The organism is Agromyces mediolanus (assembly GCF_023715325.1).
GTDB classification, from domain to species: domain Bacteria; phylum Actinomycetota; class Actinomycetes; order Actinomycetales; family Microbacteriaceae; genus Agromyces; species Agromyces mediolanus_A.
Genome location: NZ_JAMBNX010000015.1, coordinates 15,360 through 29,539, shown reverse-complemented (window position 1 = coordinate 29,539; position 14,180 = coordinate 15,360). Strand labels below are relative to the sequence as shown.

Genomic DNA, 14,180 nt, shown 5'->3' with positions numbered 1-14,180 from the left:
CCCCTGAGCTCCGCTGGTTCCCTGAGCTCGTCGAAGGGCGTCGCTGGTCCCCTGAGCTCGTCGAAGGGCGCTCATGCCTCGTCCCCGTTCCGGATCCAGGTGGCGAGCTCGCTCGCCCAGTAGGTGAGCACGGCGTCGGCGCCGGCTCGGCGGATGGAGCGCACCGATTCGACGATCGCGCGGCGGCGGTCGATCCAGCCGTGCATGGCCGCGGCCTCGATCATCGCGTACTCGCCGGAGACCTGGTACGCCCAGACCGGCACCTCCGAGACGGCGGCGACGTCGGCGAGCACGTCGAGGTAGCTGCCGGCGGGCTTCACCATGACGATGTCGGCGCCTTCTTCGAGGTCGATGGTCGCCTCGCGCAGGCCTTCGCGGCGGTTGCCGGGGTCGAGCTGGTAGCTGCGCCGGTCGCCCTCGAGCGTCGACTCGACGGCGTCACGGAAGGGACCGTAGAACGCGGACGCGTACTTGGCCGAGTACGCGAGGATCGCGGTGTCGGCGAAGCCGGCGGCGTCGAGCGTCTGCCGCACGGCGGCGACCTGACCGTCCATCATGCCGGAGAGCCCGAGCAGCTGCGAGCCGGAGGCGGCCTGCACGAGCGCCATCTCACGGTAGCGGTCGAGGGTGGCGTCGTTGTCGACCGCGCCGAAGGGGTCGAGCACGCCGCAGTGGCCGTGGTCGGTGAACTCGTCGAGGCAGAGGTCGGTCTGCACGACGAGGGCGTCGCCGGCCTCCTCGCGCACGATTCGGGTGGCGACGTTCAGGATGCCGTCGGCGTCGGTCGCGCCGGAGCCGATCGCGTCGCGCGTCTCGGGGACACCGAACAGCATGACGCCGCCGACGCCCGCCTCGGCCGCCTCGGCGACGGCGCGCTTCACGCTCTCCAGCGAGTGCTGCACGACGCCCGGCATCGAGGCGATCGGCACCGCCTCGGCGACGCCCTCGCGGACGAAGATCGGCAGCACGAGGTCGGCGGGGTGCAGCCGGGTCTCGGAGACGAGGCGGCGGAGTGCGGCACTCTGCCGCAGACGACGGGGGCGGATGGCTGGCGCGGAGCTCACCCGTCAAGCCTACGCGGGCCCGGCTGGACGTCGCCTGGCGGCGACGACGAGGCATCCGCGGCATCCGCCGTCCGCCGCCCCAGCCGCGCGAAGCGACGGGCGACCCAGGCGACGACGGCCTCGAGCGGCCCGCGCCGGCTGAGGAGGGCGAGCACGAGCCCGATGAGCAGCGCGCCCGCGACGTGCAGCAGCCACAGTTGGAGGCTCGACACCTGCCAGGGGATGCCGTCGTCCCACGGCTCGAGCGAGGCGAGGGCGTCGACGAGTCCGGCGGCGAGCACGTGCGCGGTGTAGACGGTGAGCGGGGCACCGCCGGCGGCGCCGAGCGGGGCGAGCGCGAGCCGCGCCCGCGGCCCGAGGCTGGCACCGATCGCGAGGCAGAGTCCGAGCGCGAGCAGCGAGGTGCCGCAGGTGATGGCGAGATCGAACGTGGTGCCGGTGTGCGGCGCCGGCGATGCGAGCCACCACGGGCTGCCGGCGGGCGGTCCGCCGAACTGCTCGGCGAGGAACAGCTCGGCCACGCCGGGCCGCCCGAGGTCGGCTCGGTCCTCGGCGAGACGGTCCAGACCGCCGAGCGGCACGGCGAGCACCCAGCTGAGCGAGACGGCGACGGCGGCGATCCCCGCCCCGATCGCCGCGAGCCGGATGCCGAGGACGCGGAGCCGTGCGGGCTCCGCGACGACGGCGAGCACGGCGCGGCCGACCACGAGCCCGACCATCGTGTAGACGAGCCAGGTCCCGACGGGGTACACGCCGGTGACGAGGAGGCTCCGCACGAGTCGCAGCGGGTCCTCGAGGTCGAGCCAGCTCGCACTGCCGACCTCGTACGGCACGACCAGCTCGGCGCGCCAGAGCTGCAGCAGCGGCGGCCAGACGAGGGCCCACCCCGCGGCGATCGGCAGCAGCACGCGGCTCGGCACGCGGAGGAACGGGATCATCGCCCAGAACGTCAGCGCGTAGTAGGCGAGGATGACGAGGATGCTGCCCGGGAACAGGCCGAGCGTCAGCCCGAGGACGAGGAGGGCGAGGCCGCGGCCGAATACGGCCCAGCGCGCCGATGCGACCCGACCCTCGGCGATGGGCCGACGGGTGGAGAGCGCGATGCCGACCCCGGCGAGCACCGCGAAGAGCGCGGCGGCCTTGCCCTGCAGGGCGGCGGAGAGGGCGGGCGTGCCGCCGTCGGCCTGCCACGTCCAGAGGTGGGTGGCCATCATGCCGGCGAGGGCGAGGAAGCGGGCGTAGTCGATGCCGACGATACGGCTCGCCCCCGCGCGGCGTGCGCCGCGTCGGGCGTGGTCCTCGACCGGCTCGCTCGACGTCATGAGCCGAGACTACGGGAGCGGCCGCTCAGCTCACGCCCGCGCGAGCGCGGCGTTCACGACCGCGTCGATGAGCGACTCGGCGCTGCGCTCGACGGCGACGACGTCGACCCGCAGGCCGAGCTTCGCGGCATCCCGCTGCGTCTGCGGGCCGATGGCTGCGACGAGCGTCTGCTCCGGGATCGGGCCGAGCTGCTGCTGCACCTGCTCGGCCACGCTGCCCGAGGTCACGAGCACGGCGCTCACGTTGCCGGCCCGGACGTCCTCGATGACTTTGTCGGCCACGGGCACCCCGACGGTGCGGTACGCGACGACCGCCTCGACGTGGTGACCGATGCGCTGCAGGCCGACCGAGAGCACCTGCTTCGCGATCGCCGAGCGGAGCGCGAGCACGCGCAGGCCCTTCTGCCCCTCGGTCGCGGCTTCCCACTCCTCGAGCAGGCCGCGCGCCGAGTTCTCCTCGGAGGGCACGATGTCGACGTGGTACCCGGCGGCGGTGAGCGCCGCGGCGGTGGTCTCGCCGACCGCCGCGACCTTCGTCGACGCCGGGATGGTGGCGCCATACGTGGAGAGCACGTCGACCGTGGTCGCGCTCGTGAGGGTCACCCAGTCGAACTCCCCGCGACCGAGCTTCTCGAGCGCGGACTCCAGGGCGGCCTGATCGTCGGCCGGGGCGAAGTTGATCATCGGGGCGATGACGGGGGTGGCCCCGCGCGAGCGGAGCGCGGCAGCGACCGCGTCGCCCCACGGGCCGCCGCGGGGCACGAGCACGCGCCAGCCGGCGAGCGGTTTGCCGTCGCCCGAGACGGACACGTTGATCGTGCCCGTCATCGGTTCGAATTCACTCACCGCGGCTCCTCGAGTGCTGCCAGGTCTGCGGCACCGTTGCCGAGGAGTTCGGCGACGACGCGCTCGGCGACGTCGCCTGCCGCCTCGGCCAGGTCGGCGGTCGAGCGGCTTTCGGGGGTTGCAGCGTGAGAACTCGTCAGCTTGCGCGCCCCGTCGGCACTGTACACGGTGGCCGTGAGGAACAGAAGTTCGTCCTCGATGAAGGCGTTCGCCGCGATCGGTGCCGAGCAGCCGGCCTCGAGTCCCGCGAGCACGAGTCGCTCGGCGAGCACCGTGGCCCGGGTCGAGCGGTGGTCGACGCCCTCGAGGGCGCGCTCCAGCACCCGCTCGCCGCGCTCGCGACGAACTTCGACGGCGAGTGCGCCCTGGCCGGGTGCGGTCGGCCAGTCGCCGAGCTCGAGCAGCTCGGTCGCGGCCTCGAGCCGACCGAGCCGGCCGAGCCCCGCCGCGGCGAGCACGACGGCGTCGAGCTCGCCGCTCGCCACCTTGCCGAGTCGGGTGTCGACGTTGCCGCGGAGGTCGACGACCTCGAGGTCGGGACGCACCGAGCGCAGCTGCGCGATGCGACGCGGCGAACCGGTGCCGACCCGGGCGCCCTCCGGCAGCTCGGCGAGCGTGAGCCCGTCGCGGGCGCAGAGCGCGTCGCGGGGGTCGGCGCGCTTCGGCACGGCGCCGAGGCGCAGGCCCTCGTGCTCGGCGGTCGGCAGGTCTTTCAGGGAGTGCACGACCACGTCGCAGTCGCCCGCGAGCAGCGACTCGCGCAGCGCGGCGGCGAACACGCCCTCGCCGCCGATCTCGCTCAGCGAGGCGCGCGAGGTGTCGCCGTGCGTGGTCACCTGGACGAGCTCGATCTCGGCGCCGCCGGCGGCCTTGGCGATGCGCTCGGCGATCCAGCGGGTCTGGGCGACCGCGAGGGCGCTGCCCCGGGTGCCGACGCGGATGGTCTCGGTCACGGCGCGATCCCGGCGAGGGCGGGGCGGAACCCGAGGCGGACGTTCTCGCAGCAGCCGGGACGGCAGACGTCGTACCAGGGGCCGAGCTCGGTCATGGCGGGGCGCTCCTCGGTCGGGGTGCCGTCGACCCGCTCGAGCACGAGGTCGACGAGGCCCGCCACGTAGGCGGGGTGGGTGCCGGGCGTCGGCACGCGGACGGCCTCGAGCTCGTACTCGCGGCAGGTCTCCAGCGCCTCGTTGTCGAGGTCCCAGAGCACCTCCATGTGGTCGCTGACGAAGCCGAGCGGCACGATCACGACGGCCTTGCGACCCGCGGCGGGCAGCTCGGCGATGGCGTCGTTGATGTCGGGCTCGAGCCACGGCATCGACGGGGGGCCGGAGCGGGACTGGTAGACGAGCTGCCACGGCACGTCGCCCGCGCCCGCCTCGCGCATGACGACCTCGGCGACGGCGCGATGCTGCGCCGCATAGGCGCCGCCCTCACCGAAGCCGCGCTCGGCCGGCCCGGACTTCGCCGCGTCGGTGGACGGGATCGAGTGGGTCGCGAAGAGCACCTCCACGCCGTTCGTGCGGTCGAGGCCGGGCACGCGGCGCTCGAGCTCGGCGAGACCGTCGCGCACGCCCTCGATGAACGGCTGCACGAAGCCGGGGTGATCGAAGAACTGGCGCACCTTGTCGATCTGGACCGTCTCGGCGAGCCCCGTGTCGGCGAGCGCGTCGGCGAAGTCCTCGCGGTACTGGCGGCAGCTGGAGTACGAGCTGTAGGCGCTGGTCGCGATGGCGATGAGCTTGGTGAAGCCGCGCTCGTTCGCGTCGTTCAGCGCGTCGTTGAGGTAGGGGTCCCAGTTGCGGTTGCCCCAGATGACGGGCAGCTCGACGCCGCGCCGGGCGAGCTCGGCCTCGAGGGCCGCCTTCAGTTCGCGGTTCTGCTGGTTGATCGGGCTCACCCCGCCGAAGTGGCGGTAGTGGTGCGCGACCTCTTCGAGGCGCTCGTCGGGGATGCCGCGGCCGCTCGTGACGTTGCGCAGGAACGGGATGACGTCGTCCTGCCCCTCCGGGCCGCCGAAGCCGGCGAGCAGGATGGCGTCGTAGGCGACGGGCTCGGTCACGTGCGCGGCGCCCGACTGCGCCGGCTCGGTCGCGCCGGGCACGCAGGCGCCCGACGCGCAGTACGCCTCCGCGGCCGGGGCGGGCTTGCGACCGCGGGTGGCCTCGCGCGCGGGCGCTGCGGCCCCCGTCGAACCCAGGTTCGTCGCGGCCATTACTGGAGCACCTCCACGAGTTCGGCGGTCGAGATCCGTCGACCGGTGTAGAACGGGACCTCTTCGCGGACGTGCATGCGCGCATCGGTCGCGCGCAGCTCCCGCATGAGGTCGACGAGCTCGGTGAGTTCGTCGGACTCGATCGGCAGCAGCCACTCGTAGTCGCCGAGGGCGAAGGCGCTCACGGTGTGCGCGATCGCGCCGCGGAAGGTGGCGCCCTTGCGGCCGTGGTCGGCGAGCATGCGGGAGCGTTCGGCCGGGTCGAGCAGGTACCAGTCGTAGCTGCGCACGAAGGGGTAGATCGTGAGCCAGCTCTTCGGTTCGATGCCGCGCAGGAAGCCGGGCACGTGCGCCTTGTTGAACTCGGCGTCGCGGTGCACGCCCATCGCGTTCCACGTGGGCAGCAGCGCGCGCAGCAGGCGAGTGCGCTTCAGTTCGCGCAGCGCCCACTGCAGGCCCTCGGCGGTGGCCCCGTGCAGCCAGATCATGACGTCGGCGTCGGCCCTGAGGCCGGAGACGTCGTAGAGACCCCGCACCGTGACGCCCTCGTTCTCGACGAGCGCGATCACGCCGTCGAGTTCGGTGACGAAGCGCGGCACATCGCGCCCGTCGAGGTCGTCTGGGCGCGCCGGGTCCTTTCGGAGCACGGCGAAGAGCGTGTAGCCCTCGGGCGACTGCTCGGGTTCGGACGCATGACGGAGCTCGTCGGCTGCCCCTTCGGCAGCGGGGGAAGACATACCCCCAGTCTCCCCCTTTCGCGCGGAAGGTCCAAAAGGGAGGCGTCCGCTCCGCCGGGTGGCGCGGAATTCCGGGCGACTCAGTCCTGCCCGGTGGCGGCGAGCGCGTCGAGGAAGCGGATGACGACCTCGCGCTCCTCGGGGGCGAGGGCGGCGGCGGCGGCGAAGCGGCGGGCGTGCTGCCGGCCGACCGTCTCGCGGGCGTCGCGCCGGGTGTGCTCGGTGACGGCGATGGCGAGGGCGCGGCGGTCGCTCGGGTGCGGCGCGCGGGTGACGTGCCCGCCGCGCTCGAGGCGGTCGAGGAGCTTCGTCGTCGATGCGCTGGAGATGCCGAGATGCTCGGCGAGCGCGCCCGGCGTCACCACGAGGCCCTGGTTGCGGGCGGCGATGAGGAAGCGGATGGCGCGCATGTCGGTCTGGTTGAGCCGCATGTAGCGTCGCGAGGCCTCGCTCATCTGCTCGGCTGCGGCGTGCCAGCCGCGCAGCGCCTGCATCACTCGGACGACCTGGTCGACCTCCTCGTCGGCGAGGCCGCTGCGATCGACGAGTTCCTCGTCGCGGTCGACGATGCGCGGATCGTGCATCGCCGCCTCGACGCGCCGACTTCGCTCCCGCTCATCTGCCATGTCGAGATTCTAGCCAGGCGAGATGAATCTCGCTAAGCTACTCACTAGCCAGGCGAGATATTCGCCGCGGCGAGGAACTTCGCTCTCGCCTCGCCGCCGCCGAAGTTGTCGAAGGAGCCGACATGACCGACCTCATCACCACCCCGATCACGGCGGCCGCCTCGCCGGTCGAGCAGGTCGTGCTGCTCGACGAGGCCGGCAATCGGATCGGCACCGCCCCGAAGTCCAGCGTGCACGGTGCCGACACGGCCCTGCACCTCGCCTTCTCCTGCCACGTGTTCGACGACGACGGCCGCCTCCTCGTCACGCGGCGAGCGCTCGGCAAGGTCGCCTGGCCGGGCGTCTGGACCAACTCCTTCTGCGGTCATCCCGCTCCGGCCGAGCCGCTCCCGCACGCCGTGCGCCGCCGGGCCGAGTTCGAGCTCGGCCTGGAGCTCCGCGAGGTCGAGCCGGTGCTGCCGTTCTTCCGCTACCGGGCGACGGATGCCTCGGGCATCGTCGAACACGAGATCTGCCCGGTCTACACCGCCCGCACGAGCTCGCGTCCGGCGCCGCATCCCGAGGAGGTCCTCGACCTCGCCTGGGTCGAACCGGACGAGCTCGCCACCGCGGTCCGCTCGGCGCCGTGGGCGTTCAGCCCCTGGCTGGTGCTGCAGGCGCAGCTGCTGCCCTTCCTCGGCGGCCGCACCGACGCCCGCGTCGACGCGGAAGCGCTCGTCTCATGAGCCTCGTCGGCACCGTGGCGATGCCGACGCGGCACACGGAGGTGGAGCGCTACCTCGGCGGATTCTTCGACGCGGCGATCGTGCGGGCCGACGCGCACGCGGCCGACTACCGCCGGCTCTGGGCGGCGGCACGGGATGCCGCGAGCGGCGGCAAGCGGATCCGTCCCCGGCTCGTCCTGGCCGCCTACGACGCGCTCGTGCCGAACGAGGCGCCGAACCGCGGCGCCGAGCGGGCCGACGCCGCGGACGCCGTCGTCCTCGCGGCCGCGTTCGAGCTGCTGCACACGGCGTTCCTCGTGCACGACGACGTGATCGACCGCGACCTGGTGCGCCGGGGCGAGCCGAACGTCGCCGGCCGCTTCGCGCTCGACGCCGTCCTGCGCGGGCTCGAACGGGAACGCGCCGACGCCTACGGCCAGGCCTCGGCCATCCTCGCCGGCGACCTGCTGATCGCGGCGTCGCACTCGCTCGTGGCCGGGCTCGAGGCCCCGGCGGATCGTCGACGGGCCATCCTCGCGGTGCTCGACGAGTGCGTCTTCGCGGCCGCGGCCGGAGAGCACGCCGATGTCCGGCACGCGGCCGGGGTGCGACCCGAGGAGGCCGACATCCTCGCGATGATCGAGGACAAGACGGCCTGCTACTCCTTCAGCGCACCGCTCCGGGCGGGCGCGCTGCTCGCCGGCGCGGGGGCGCCCGTCGTCGAACGGCTCGGTGAGATCGGCCGGCGACTCGGCGTCGCCTTCCAGCTGCAGGACGACGTGCTCGGCGTCTACGGCGACGAACGTGTCACCGGCAAGACCGCCCTCGGCGATCTCCGCGAGGGCAAGGAAACCCTGCTGATCGCCTACGCGCGGGGCCACGCGGCCTGGGTCGCGGCATCCGGTGCCTTCGGCCGCCCCGATCTCGACGAGGCGGGCGCCCGCCCCCTGCGCGCGGCCATCGAGGCCAGCGGAGCCCGTGCGCGCGTCGAGGCGCGCATCGCCGAGGAGGCCGCAGCGGCCCGCGCCGCGATCGCGGCAGCCGGTCTGCCCACCGCACTCGAGTCCGAGCTGCTCGGCCTCGCCGCAGAAGCCACCAGGAGGTCCAGGTGACCACCCGCACCGCCCCGGCCGCCCCCGCGACCGGCCTCGCGCTCTACGACCGCACGGCCGCCGACGGCTCGGCGCGCGTCATCCGCGCGTACTCGACGTCGTTCGGCCTCGCGAGCCGGCTCTGCTCACCCGCCGTGCGCGAGCACCTCGCCGAGGTCTACGCCCTGGTGCGCATCGCCGACGAGCTCGTCGACGGCCCGGCCGAGGAAGCCGGCCTGCCCTGCGAACGCCGCCGCGAGCTGCTCGACGCGCTCGAGGCCGAGACCGAGGCGGCGTTCGAGCACGGCTACAGCGCCAATCTCGTGGTGCACGCGTTCGCGCGGGCGGCCCGCCGCAGCGGGTTCGGTCAGGAGCTCACCCGGCCGTTCTTCGCCTCGATGCGGCGCGATCTCGACCCGATCGCCTTCACCGAGGAACGCGAGCTCGACGAGTACGTCTACGGGTCGGCCGAGGTCGTGGGCCTGATGTGCCTGCGCGGCTTCGCCGTCGGGCTCTCCCCCGATGCCGAGCGCGACGCGCGCTGGGAGCGCGGCGCGCGGGCGCTCGGCTCGGCGTTCCAGCGGGTGAACTTCCTGCGGGACCTCGGGGAGGATGCCTCGCTCCGCGGGCGCCGCTACTTCCCGGGCGTCGACCCGGCGCACCTCTCCGAGGCCGAGAAGCACCGAATCCTCGACGGCATCGACGCGTCGCTCGACGAGGCGGCCGCCGTCGTCCCGGAGCTGCCGCGCGGCTGCCGGGTCGCGGTCGCCGCCGCGCACGGCCTGTTCGGCGAGCTCGCCGTCCGACTCCGCCGCACGCCCGCCGGCGAGCTCGTGACGCAACGGGTGCGCGTGCCCGGCGCCCGCAAGCTGGCGATCGTCACCCGCGTCGTCGCCCGCGGAGGCCGGCCATGACCAGGTCGACCGGGAGCGGAGCCGCCCGCGCCGTCGTCGTCGGCGGTGGCATCGCCGGGCTCGCGACAGCGGCCCTGCTCGCCCGCGACGGCCACGAGGTGCGGCTCTTCGAGGCCCGCGACGAGCTCGGCGGGCGAGCCGGGCGCTGGCGCTCGGGCGGGTTCCTGTTCGACACCGGTCCGAGCTGGTACCTCATGCCCGAGGTCTTCGAGCACTTCTACCGGCTGATGGGCACGACCGCGGCCGACGAGCTCGAGCTCGTGCGGCTCGACCCCGGCTACCGCGTGTACTTCGAGGGCTACGACGAGCCGGTCGACGTGCGGGCCGAACGCGAGGCATCCATCGCGCTGTTCGAGTCGATCGAACCGGGCGCGGGCGCCGCGCTGGCCCGGCACCTCGACTCCGCCGACGAGACGTACCGGCTCGCGATGACGCACTTCCTCTACACCGACTTCGCCCGGCCGGGGGCGCTGCTCGCCCCGCCCGTGCGACGACGGCTCGGGCGACTCGCCCGGCTCCTGCTCGAACCGCTCGAGCGGATGGTGGGGCGCTCCTTCGACGACGTGCGCCTCCGGCAGATCCTCGGCTACCCCGCGGTCTTCCTCGGCACCTCGCCCGAGCGCGCACCGAGCATGTACCACCTCATGAGCCGCTTCGATCTCGCCGACGGGGTGTTCTACCCGATGGGCGGGTTCGGCGAGATCATCACGAGCATCGCCCGGCTGGCCAGCCGCGCGGGGGCCGAGCTCGTCACCGGCGCACGGGTGCTCGGGATCGAGACGGCCGACGGGCGCACCACTGGCGTGCGAGTGCAGCACCACGGTCCGGCCGGCGGCACCGGCGGCACCGTCACCGAGGAGTTCGTCGAGGCCGAGCTCGTCGTCTCGGCGGCCGACCTGCACCACACGGATGCCGAGCTGCTCCCACCCCGCGCGCGGACCCGGAGCGAGGCATCCTGGTCGCGCCGCGACCCCGGCCCCGGCGCGGTGCTCGTCATGCTCGGTGTGCACGGGCGGCTGCCCGAGCTCGGGCACCACACGCTCTGCTTCACGGCCGACTGGCGCACGAACTTCCAACGGGTGTTCGGCTCCCGCCCGGCGATCCCCGACCCGGCGTCGTTCTACGTGTGCCGCCCGAGCGCGACGGACCCCGGCGTCGCCCCGCCCGGCTGCGAGAACCTCTTCCTGCTCGTGCCGGTGCCCGCCGACCCCACGATCGGCGCCGGCGGGATCGACGGTGGCGGCGACCGCCTCGTCGAGGAGACCGCGGACCGGGCGATCACGACGCTCGCCGAGTGGGCCGGCATCCCGGACCTCGCCGAGCGGATCCTCGTGCGGCGCACGATCGGGCCGGCCGACTTCGAGGACTGGTTCCACTCCTGGCTCGGCTCCGCGCTCGGCCCGGGGCACACCCTGCGGCAGAGTGCGATGTTCCGCGGGCGCACGGCGTCGCCGAACGTCGAGGGCCTGTACTTCGCGGGGGCGACGACGATCCCGGGGATCGGCCTGCCGATGTGCCTCATCAGCGCCGAGCTCGTCGCGAAGGCGGTCCGCGGCGAGGACACCCCCGGCCCGCTCGAGGAGCCCGCGCCGCCGGAGCAGCGTCCCCGCCCCCGGGAGCGCACGGCATGACCTTCCTCCACCTCGGCCTCCTGCTCGGCTCGATCGCGTGCATCGCGCTCGTCGACGCGCGATACCGGTTGTTCTTCTGGCGCGCTCCGCTGCGGGCGACGGTCGTCGTCGCCCTCGGGGTCGCGATGCTGCTCGCCTGGGACGTCTGGGGCATCTCGCTCGGCATCTTCTTCCGGGAGCCGAACGCCTACTCGACCGGTCTGCTCCTCGTCCCGCACCTGCCGATCGAGGAGCCGGTCTTCCTCGCCTTCCTCTGCCAGCTCGCGATGGTGGGGTACACGGGCCTGCTCCGCCTCCTCGGGCACCGAGCGGCGGACCGTGCCACCGACTCCGTCACCGGGGAGGCCGGCCGATGAGCTACGCCGTGCTGTGCCTGCCCTTCCTCGCCGTCTCCGCCGTGCTCGCCGCGATCGCGTGGCGCCGCGCACCGGCCGGTCACGCCGCGGCCCTCGCCCTCACGGCCGGCGGCCTCGTGCTGCTCACCGCGGTGTTCGACTCGCTCATGATCGCGGCCGGCCTGTTCGACTACGCCGATGCGCCGCTGCTCGGGCCGCGGCTCGGCCTCGCGCCGATCGAGGACTTCGCCTATCCGGTCGCCGCCCTGCTGCTCTGCTCGGCGGTCTGGACGCTGCTGGGCCGAGCGGATGCCTCGCCGGGTCGTGATCGCCCCGCCCGCACGCCCCGAGGGGCCCGCCGATGAGCACCGCGCGCGCCGAGGCTTCCCAGCCGTCCCTCCTCGCCACGCTCTTCACGTCATCGCGACCGCTCAGCTGGATCAACACGGCCTTCCCCTTCGCCGCCGCGTATCTGCTGACGGTGCGGGAGGTCGACGTCGCGCTCGTCGTCGGCACGGTGTTCTTCCTCGTGCCGTACAACCTCGCGATGTACGGCATCAACGACGTCTTCGACTTCGAGTCCGACGCCAGGAATCCGCGCAAGGGCGGCGTCGAGGGGGCACTGCTCCCTCCGGGCCGGCACCGGGCCGTGCTGATCGCGGCGACGGCCCTCGCCCTGCCCTTCGTGGTCGCGCTCGTGCTGCTCGGCGGCCCGTGGTCGTGGGCGTGGCTCGCGCTCAGCCTCTTCGCGGTGGTGGCGTACTCGGCGCCGGGGCTCCGGTTCAAGGAGATCCCGGGCCTCGACTCGCTCACCTCGAGCACCCATTTCGTCTCGCCCGCCTGCTACGGGCTCGCGCTCGCCGGGGCCGCGGTGACGCCGCAGCTCGTGCTGCTGCTCGTCGCGTTCTTCGTGTGGGGCGTCGCGAGCCACGCCTTCGGCGCGGTGCAGGACGTCGTGCCCGACCGCGAGGCCGGGATCGGCTCGATCGCGACGGCGCTGGGGGCGCGCCGCACCACCCGGCTCGCCATCGGGCTGTGGCTGCTGGCCGGGGTGCTCGTGCTCGCGACAGCGTGGCCGGGACCGCTCGCCGCGATCCTCGCCCTGCCGTACGTGGTCGCCGCGTGGCCCTACCGCTCGCTCGCCGACGCGGACTCGGCGCACGCGAACGGCGGTTGGCGCTGGTTCCTCGCGATCAACTACGGGGTCGGCTTCGCCGCCACGATGCTGCTCATCTGGTACGCGCTGCTGACCGCCTGAGACCGCGGCGCCGCACCCGCGTCCCGGCGGCTACTCCGCGTCGAGCGGCGGCGAGCCGAGGAGCAGGCCGGTCGAGTGCGCGATGTGCCGGCGCATCGCCGCGACGCCCTCGGTCTGGACCTCCTCGAGCAGCTCGCGGTGCTCGACGACGAGCTCGGCGAGGCTGTAGTGCCGCCGGATGTGCAGCAGGAACAGCCGCAGCTCCGCCCCGAGTGCGGCGTGCGCCTCCACGATGCGCGGGCTGCCGCTCGCCGCGACGATCGCCCGGTGCACCTCGAGATGCAGTCGCTCGGCCGCGAGCCACGCGGGCGTGGTCTCGCGCTCGCCCGGAGGCCGCAGCGCCTCCTCGGTGACGGAGAGGCGGGCGAGCTCGTCGAGCGCCAGCCTGGCCGGCGCGAGGGCGGTATCGGGCCAGCGCGACCCGTACCGCTCGCCGGCGATGCGAACGGCCTCGACCTCGAGCGCCTCGCGGAGCTGCTGCAGCGCGAGCACCCGCGCGTGGTCGAACTCGGTCACCCGCACCCCGCGGTAGGGCGCCGACTCGGCGAGCCGTTCGGCGACGAGCCGCTGGAACGCCGCGCGCACCGTGTGCCGCGACACGCCGAAGCGCTCGGCCGCCTGTTCTTCGCGGAGGGGCGCCCCCGACGGCAGCACTCCGCTCAGGATCTCGTCGCGGAGCGCGTCGGCCATCCGCTCGACGGCGGTGGGCGCCGGCATGCCGCGCGGACTCAGTCGTCGCTGACGGCGGCGCGCACGACGAGCGCGACGACGCCGGCGACCACGACGACCGCGCCGATCGCGACGGCGACCGCGCCGGCGGGATTGCGGTCGGCGAACACCCTGGCCTTCACCTTCGCCCGATCGACGCGGATGCCGAGCTGCTTGGGCACGTTGAGCTTGTCTTCGAGCGCGTTCAGCGTGCTCGCGAACTCCGCGCGGGCGTCGACAACCGCCGCGCGAGCCCGCACGCGCCCGAGATTGCGCTCGCGGGTCTTCTGCTCACGCTTCGAGCCGGCGCCGGGCGCGTCAGTAGCGGCGGTCATAGTCACCCGTTCCCTTCAGTGCGTCGAGGTCGGCCTTCAGGCTGTCGATCGACTCGAGCGGCTCGGCACCGCGCTTGAAGTTCATGATGCCGATTCCGACGAGGATCGCCATGACGAGCAGGATGGCCCCGGCGACGACGAGCGCCGCCGCCCACGCCGGCATGACGAGCGCGAGCGCGAAGATCGCCGCTGCGAGCAGGCAGAACACCAGGAAGGGCAGCAGCACCAGCACCGTGACGAAGAGCCCGGAGCCGATGCCGAAGTGCTTCGCCTTGTAGCTGAACTCGGCCTTGACCTGGTCGACCTCGGCACGAACGAGGCTCGACACCGTGTCGGGCAGCTGCCCGATCAGGGTGAAGAGCGAGCGTTCGTCTTCTGTAGGTGCACTCATCTT

Annotated in this window: 17 protein-coding genes; 7 read left to right on the top strand and 10 right to left on the bottom strand. The window is 73.7% G+C overall.

Features of this window, described 5'->3' with window-relative positions; translation table 11 throughout:
* Positions 1 to 71: 71 nt before the first annotated feature.
* From hemB to M3147_RS18505, 7 genes are all read right to left on the bottom strand, one after another.
* The gene (hemB, locus tag M3147_RS18535; RefSeq protein WP_251204895.1) at positions 72 to 1,064 is read right to left on the bottom strand and encodes a porphobilinogen synthase; all 993 of its coding nucleotides are present in this window, start codon (positions 1,062 to 1,064) and stop codon (positions 72 to 74) included.
* Entirely contained in the window at positions 1,061 to 2,386 is a 1,326-nt protein-coding gene (locus M3147_RS18530; RefSeq protein WP_251204894.1) for a heparan-alpha-glucosaminide N-acetyltransferase domain-containing protein, read from the bottom strand. Before M3147_RS18530 ends, hemB begins: the two co-directional genes overlap by 4 nt.
* Before the next feature lie 30 nt (positions 2,387 to 2,416).
* The gene (locus M3147_RS18525) at positions 2,417 to 3,214 is read right to left on the bottom strand and encodes a uroporphyrinogen-III synthase (protein WP_251204908.1); all 798 of its coding nucleotides are present in this window, start codon (positions 3,212 to 3,214) and stop codon (positions 2,417 to 2,419) included.
* A 14-nt stretch (positions 3,215 to 3,228) separates the two neighbouring features.
* Positions 3,229 to 4,185 carry a hydroxymethylbilane synthase gene (gene hemC, locus M3147_RS18520; RefSeq protein ID WP_251204893.1) on the bottom strand — a complete coding sequence of 319 codons (957 nt, stop codon included), beginning with the start codon at positions 4,183 to 4,185 and terminating at the stop codon, positions 3,229 to 3,231.
* The gene (locus tag M3147_RS18515) at positions 4,182 to 5,447 is read right to left on the bottom strand and encodes a ferrochelatase (RefSeq protein WP_251204892.1); all 1,266 of its coding nucleotides are present in this window, start codon (positions 5,445 to 5,447) and stop codon (positions 4,182 to 4,184) included. The genes hemC and M3147_RS18515 overlap by 4 nt, the downstream gene beginning before the upstream one ends.
* A complete protein-coding gene (hemQ, locus tag M3147_RS18510) occupies positions 5,447 to 6,184 on the bottom strand; it encodes a hydrogen peroxide-dependent heme synthase (RefSeq protein WP_251204891.1) in 738 nt (245 codons plus the stop codon). Before hemQ ends, M3147_RS18515 begins: the two co-directional genes overlap by 1 nt.
* A gap of 80 nt (positions 6,185 to 6,264) precedes the next feature.
* Entirely contained in the window at positions 6,265 to 6,810 is a 546-nt protein-coding gene (locus M3147_RS18505; protein ID WP_251204890.1) for a MarR family winged helix-turn-helix transcriptional regulator, read from the bottom strand.
* Positions 6,811 to 6,932: 122 nt separating this feature from the next.
* Here M3147_RS18505 and idi point away from each other — a divergent pair, with 122 nt between their 5' ends.
* Genes idi through M3147_RS18470 form a run of 7 tightly spaced genes read left to right on the top strand, consistent with a single transcriptional unit; the run spans position 6,933 to position 12,743 of the window.
* Complete coding sequence (idi, locus tag M3147_RS18500; RefSeq protein WP_251204889.1) at positions 6,933 to 7,535, top strand: isopentenyl-diphosphate Delta-isomerase; 603 nt, start codon at positions 6,933 to 6,935, stop codon at positions 7,533 to 7,535.
* Positions 7,532 to 8,626, top strand: coding sequence for a polyprenyl synthetase family protein (locus tag M3147_RS18495; protein WP_251204888.1), 1,095 nt, complete (start codon positions 7,532 to 7,534; stop codon positions 8,624 to 8,626). The genes idi and M3147_RS18495 overlap by 4 nt, the downstream gene beginning before the upstream one ends.
* Positions 8,623 to 9,519: a phytoene/squalene synthase family protein gene (locus M3147_RS18490; RefSeq protein ID WP_251204887.1), complete on the top strand. Its 897-nt coding sequence runs from the start codon at positions 8,623 to 8,625 to the stop codon at positions 9,517 to 9,519. The genes M3147_RS18495 and M3147_RS18490 overlap by 4 nt, the downstream gene beginning before the upstream one ends.
* On the top strand, positions 9,516 to 11,150 hold the full coding sequence (gene crtI, locus M3147_RS18485; RefSeq protein ID WP_251204886.1) for a phytoene desaturase family protein: 1,635 nt from the start codon (positions 9,516 to 9,518) through the stop codon (positions 11,148 to 11,150). The genes M3147_RS18490 and crtI overlap by 4 nt, the downstream gene beginning before the upstream one ends.
* Positions 11,147 to 11,506, top strand: a complete 360-nt coding sequence (locus M3147_RS18480) for a lycopene cyclase domain-containing protein (protein WP_251204885.1) — start codon at positions 11,147 to 11,149, stop codon at positions 11,504 to 11,506. The genes crtI and M3147_RS18480 overlap by 4 nt, the downstream gene beginning before the upstream one ends.
* Positions 11,503 to 11,850, top strand: a complete 348-nt coding sequence (locus M3147_RS18475) for a lycopene cyclase domain-containing protein (protein WP_251204884.1) — start codon at positions 11,503 to 11,505, stop codon at positions 11,848 to 11,850. The genes M3147_RS18480 and M3147_RS18475 overlap by 4 nt, the downstream gene beginning before the upstream one ends.
* Positions 11,847 to 12,743 carry a prenyltransferase gene (locus M3147_RS18470; protein ID WP_251204883.1) on the top strand — a complete coding sequence of 299 codons (897 nt, stop codon included), beginning with the start codon at positions 11,847 to 11,849 and terminating at the stop codon, positions 12,741 to 12,743. The genes M3147_RS18475 and M3147_RS18470 overlap by 4 nt, the downstream gene beginning before the upstream one ends.
* 30 nt (positions 12,744 to 12,773) lie before the next feature.
* Here the strand turns inward: M3147_RS18470 and M3147_RS18465 are convergent, their stop codons facing one another.
* The 3 genes from M3147_RS18465 to M3147_RS18455 are packed head-to-tail and all read right to left on the bottom strand — an operon-like array spanning position 12,774 to position 14,177.
* Positions 12,774 to 13,460, bottom strand: coding sequence for a GntR family transcriptional regulator (locus M3147_RS18465; protein WP_251204882.1), 687 nt, complete (start codon positions 13,458 to 13,460; stop codon positions 12,774 to 12,776).
* Between the two features lie 11 nt (positions 13,461 to 13,471).
* Positions 13,472 to 13,786 carry a hypothetical protein gene (locus tag M3147_RS18460; RefSeq protein WP_251204881.1) on the bottom strand — a complete coding sequence of 105 codons (315 nt, stop codon included), beginning with the start codon at positions 13,784 to 13,786 and terminating at the stop codon, positions 13,472 to 13,474.
* The gene (locus M3147_RS18455; RefSeq protein ID WP_189085182.1) at positions 13,770 to 14,177 is read right to left on the bottom strand and encodes a phage holin family protein; all 408 of its coding nucleotides are present in this window, start codon (positions 14,175 to 14,177) and stop codon (positions 13,770 to 13,772) included. The genes M3147_RS18460 and M3147_RS18455 overlap by 17 nt, the downstream gene beginning before the upstream one ends.
* Positions 14,178 to 14,180: the final 3 nt, after the last annotated feature.